This is a genomic window from Mycobacterium sp. (assembly GCF_052144515.1).
In the GTDB taxonomy this organism is placed as follows: domain Bacteria; phylum Actinomycetota; class Actinomycetes; order Mycobacteriales; family Mycobacteriaceae; genus Mycobacterium.
In genome coordinates this window covers 1-3,653 of the sequence record NZ_JBKQQD010000235.1, presented here as the reverse complement: position 1 = coordinate 3,653, position 3,653 = coordinate 1, and the positions used below count along the sequence as shown (strand labels likewise).

General features: G+C 63.3%; 4 protein-coding genes and 1 pseudogene. 4 read left to right on the top strand and 1 reads right to left on the bottom strand.

Going from position 1 to position 3,653, the window contains the following annotated elements; all coding sequences use genetic code 11:
- Positions 1-149: 149 nt before the first annotated feature.
- The 3 genes and pseudogenes from ACLP9N_RS16360 to ACLP9N_RS16350 all read left to right on the top strand — a co-directional run.
- A pseudogene (locus tag ACLP9N_RS16360) lies at positions 150-646 on the top strand (SDR family NAD(P)-dependent oxidoreductase); the annotation flags it as partial.
- A gap of 57 nt (positions 647-703) precedes the next feature.
- Complete coding sequence (locus tag ACLP9N_RS16355; RefSeq protein WP_442408404.1) at positions 704-1,777, top strand: NAD(P)H-dependent amine dehydrogenase family protein; 1,074 nt, start codon at positions 704-706, stop codon at positions 1,775-1,777.
- Positions 1,771-2,592 (top strand): mycofactocin-coupled SDR family oxidoreductase, encoded by an 822-nt coding sequence (locus tag ACLP9N_RS16350; protein ID WP_442408403.1) that lies wholly within the window; start codon positions 1,771-1,773, stop codon positions 2,590-2,592. Before ACLP9N_RS16355 ends, ACLP9N_RS16350 begins: the two co-directional genes overlap by 7 nt.
- 5 nt (positions 2,593-2,597) lie before the next feature.
- Here the strand turns inward: ACLP9N_RS16350 and ACLP9N_RS16345 are convergent, their stop codons facing one another.
- Entirely contained in the window at positions 2,598-3,218 is a 621-nt protein-coding gene (locus ACLP9N_RS16345; RefSeq protein WP_442408405.1) for a TetR/AcrR family transcriptional regulator, read from the bottom strand.
- Between ACLP9N_RS16345 and ACLP9N_RS16340 the strand changes: the two genes are divergently transcribed.
- On the top strand, positions 3,189-3,425 hold the full coding sequence (locus ACLP9N_RS16340) for a hypothetical protein (protein ID WP_442408402.1): 237 nt from the start codon (positions 3,189-3,191) through the stop codon (positions 3,423-3,425). The genes ACLP9N_RS16345 and ACLP9N_RS16340 overlap by 30 nt on opposite strands.
- Positions 3,426-3,653 lie beyond the last annotated feature (228 nt).

Below are 3,653 nucleotides of genomic sequence, written 5' to 3'. Positions count from 1 at the left end.
CATGTGGAAGATCCCGTCGGCGGAGGATCCGGTCTGGGCAACGCCGAGACCTTCGCGCTCGGGACATTCCCCGAACGCGGTCTTACTAGTGAGAACTCGTTTCTGTAGTACTTCCGAGGCTGCGTAGGAGAATGGGCCAGCGCCCGCTCTCTCCGGTCGGGCGGTTCCTGGACATCACCGACGAAGATTTCCGGCACACGTTCGACTGGTGTGTGACCTCCGCTTTCATCATGAGTCAGCTCGCGGCCCCGCACATGCTCAGTGCCGGACACGGTTCCATCATCAACATCTCGTCGGGTTCGGCCCGGTTCGGCATTCGCGCGCTGAGCGCCTATTGCGTGGCGAAGGGCGGGCTCGAAGCACTCACGCGTGCGATGGCGCAAGAACCGCGCCGAAGATTCGCGTCAACGCCATCGCACTTGGCTCGTTTGCCACCGACGGTCTGCAGAGCAGCCTGGATTTGATGCCTGGGTCACTGGAGAAGATGCAAGAGACCACGCCGCTGCATCGCCTGGGTGATGTCGAGGATCTGGGGCGGCTGACGGTATATCTGTGCACGCGCGACTGTTATGCGACCAACGCGACGTTCCACGTTGATGGCGGTATCGACTCGAACAATTCACCGCTCCCGATACCCGACTACTGAGCAGCTTGGCTGTGCCAAAGCGAATCCGCAGCTATTGGAATAACGATGAGGATAACAATGCGCAGAGTCATCCAATTCTCCACCGGCAACGTGGGGCGGCATTCGTTGACAGCGATCATCGGTCGACCGGACCTGGAACTGGTCGGCGTACATGCCTCTAGCGCTGAGAAGGTCGGCCGGGATGCAGGGGAGCTCTGTGGGCTGGACGCGCCGACCGGGATTATCGCCACCGACGACGTCGACGCCCTGGTGGGTCTCGGCGCCGATTGCGTGGTCTATACGTCTCTAGGCGAGTCGAGGCCGATGGAGGCGATCGTTCAGATGGCCAAGTTCCTGGCGGCGGGCACCAACGTCGTAGGCACGTCGATGGTTTGGCTGGTCACCCCGCGCCATGCCGACGACTGGCTGCGGGTGCCGTTAGAGCAGGCCTGTGAGGCTGGCAACACCTCGCTCTACATCAACGGTATCGACCCGGGTTTTTCTGGCGATACGTTGGTGCATTCTGCAGTTAGTCTGACTACCCGGGTCTCTTCGATCACCGTTCAGGAGATCTTCGACTACGGAAACTTCGATGATGCCGAGTTCACTGGTGCCGCAATGGCTTTCGGAACGACGGCGGAGGATGACCCGACAATGTTGTTCCTGCCCGGGGTAATCGTGTCGATGTGGGGTGGTAAGGTGCGCAGTCTGGCGGACAATCTCGACATCAAACTCGACGACGTGCGCCAGCGCGGCGAACGATGGTTCACCCCTGAGCGCATTGACTGCACCATGATGACAGTGCAGCCGGGGCAGATGGCCGCGGTGCGGTTCGCCACCGAGGGTGTCCGCGACGGCCAACCGGTGATCACTCTCGAGCACGTGACAAGGCTTACCTCCGCGGCTGCGCCGGACTGGGAGTTCCCGCCCGACGGTCACACCGGCGTGCACCGGGTTGTCGTGGAGGGTGAACCGCGGGTGGAGATCAACACCCACGTTTCGCATCCGGTTCTCGATTCCACTGACGCGGGCTGCATCTCGACGGCGGGTCGCGTAGTCAACGCGATCGATTGGGTGTGCCGCGCGCCCCGGGGACTGATCGCTGTGGAGGATGTTCCCCAGTCCGCGACGATGCGCGGGCTGGTGTGGTGACGGCATCACCGGCGGGGCGCGTTGCTGGGAAGCGCGTGCTGATCACCGGTGCTGCTCGCGGTATGGGCCGCAGTCACGCGCTGCGGCTTGCCGAGGAGGGGGCCGATCTGATCCTGGTTGACATCTGCCAATCCCTAACGCAGATCGACTATCCCTTGGCCACCGAGGATGACCTCGCAGAAACGGTGCGGCTGGTGACGGAGTTCGGCGGCCGCTGTGTGAGTCGTGTCGTCGATGTCCGCGACGAGGCCGAGCTGCGCGGGGCGGTCGATGACAGCGTCGTCGAGCTTGGCGGGCTGGACGGTGCGGTGGCCAACGCCGGGGTGTTGACGTCGGCGCCATGGGACAGGACAACTCTCGATCAGTGGCGCACGGTGGTCGACGTGAATCTCATCGGAACGTGGAACACGTGCGCGGCCGCGATACCGCACTTGCTCGAGCAGGGCGGCGGCAGTCTCGTGAACATCAGCTCTGCGGGCGCCATCAAAGGCTTTCCGCTACAGACGCCTTACCCCGCCACAAAGTATGGTGTCGTGGGTCTGACGTTGGGGTTGGCCAACGAACTGGCTGCCCAGAACGTGCGTGTCAATGCTGTGCTTCCCACGGGTTGCCATACCGGGATGATCCCCCCGTCGTTCGGCGTCGCCCTGGGCGAGGAGCGGCCCGACCTGATCCCCATCTTCGTCAATGCGATGCCGACGCCGGCCGTGGAGCCGGTCGATGTCAGCAACGCGGTGCTGTTTTTGATTTCCGATAAGTCCAGATGGGTGACGGGACTGCAGTTCAAGGTCGACGCCGGAGTGACCATCAACTGACTCGCTTACACCCGCCAGTTGCTGGGTTCGGAAATGCGAAGAGGAGGCGCCGGGGGAAGCGGTCGTCCCTCTTCGATCGATATCGCGTCGAGAATGAGGGCGACGTAACGTCGCCAACCATCAGTGTCCGAATCCATCGTCGTCAGCACGCTATAGAGCATCGCCATCAGGCGCGGTACGTCGTCGACGACCAGGTCCGCCCGAACGCGGCCGACTCGCTGGCATTCACGGACAAGGTCGTCGAGGGCCTCGTTGAGCGAAACCGAGATGTCGAACGTTAGTGACCCGGCGCGGTGCGCGGCGGTCAGCAGGTGGTGTTTGCGGGCTCCCAGCGATAGCGCAGCTTCAGTGAGTTGAATAAGACCGCGCAGCGGGTCTTCGGCACGGCGGGCCTCGTCGATCGCCGGCGTAAGATCCTCGGCAACGCTTTGATCCAGAGCCGCCCGGACGAGGTCTGCCTTCGTCGGAAACCTGCGGTAGAGCGTTCGCTCACCGACTCCTGCATGACGGGCGACGGCCTCGACAGGTGCATCGGGCCCGAACTCGGCGTAGACGTCCCGCGCGGCACGCAGAATCCGCTCCACATTGCGTGCCGCGTGCTGCAGCACGGGGTGTCTTCCGATCAGGGCGAGATCCTGGTGACCGGGGCGACCGGCGGTGTCGGCTCCATCGCGATTGCGTTATTGACCGCGGCCGGGTTCAACGTGGCTGCCGCGACAGGAAAGTCGTCGGAAGAGCAGTTCCTAAAGCAACTCGGCGCCGTGACGGTGCTGGAGCGCGGCGAATTCAGCGAGGCCGGCAAGCCGTTGCAGAAGGAACGGGGCTCCCGTTAGCAGCACCGGAGCGCCGGTTCTCCTTGGTCATCGGCTTGTCGACGGCACGACAACTCGGGCGGCGGACGGGCTCGATCCTGCATCTGATGCAATAATCACGGTTTACTGGTAACCCTGCATATTCGGATCGGTCGTATTCGGTCAGACCGGCCGGCTGCAGCGGGCGGGGGAGCGCGGTAAACACGCCGTGGGTGCGAAGGAGATCGGATTCCCGCTTCCAAGTTGCCG

What these genes read in the sequence shown, in the direction of transcription:
- ACLP9N_RS16355 (WP_442408404.1), top strand. Translation starts at nt 704, where the DNA reads ATGCGCAGAGTCATCCAATTCTCCACCGGCAACGTGGGGCGGCATTCG.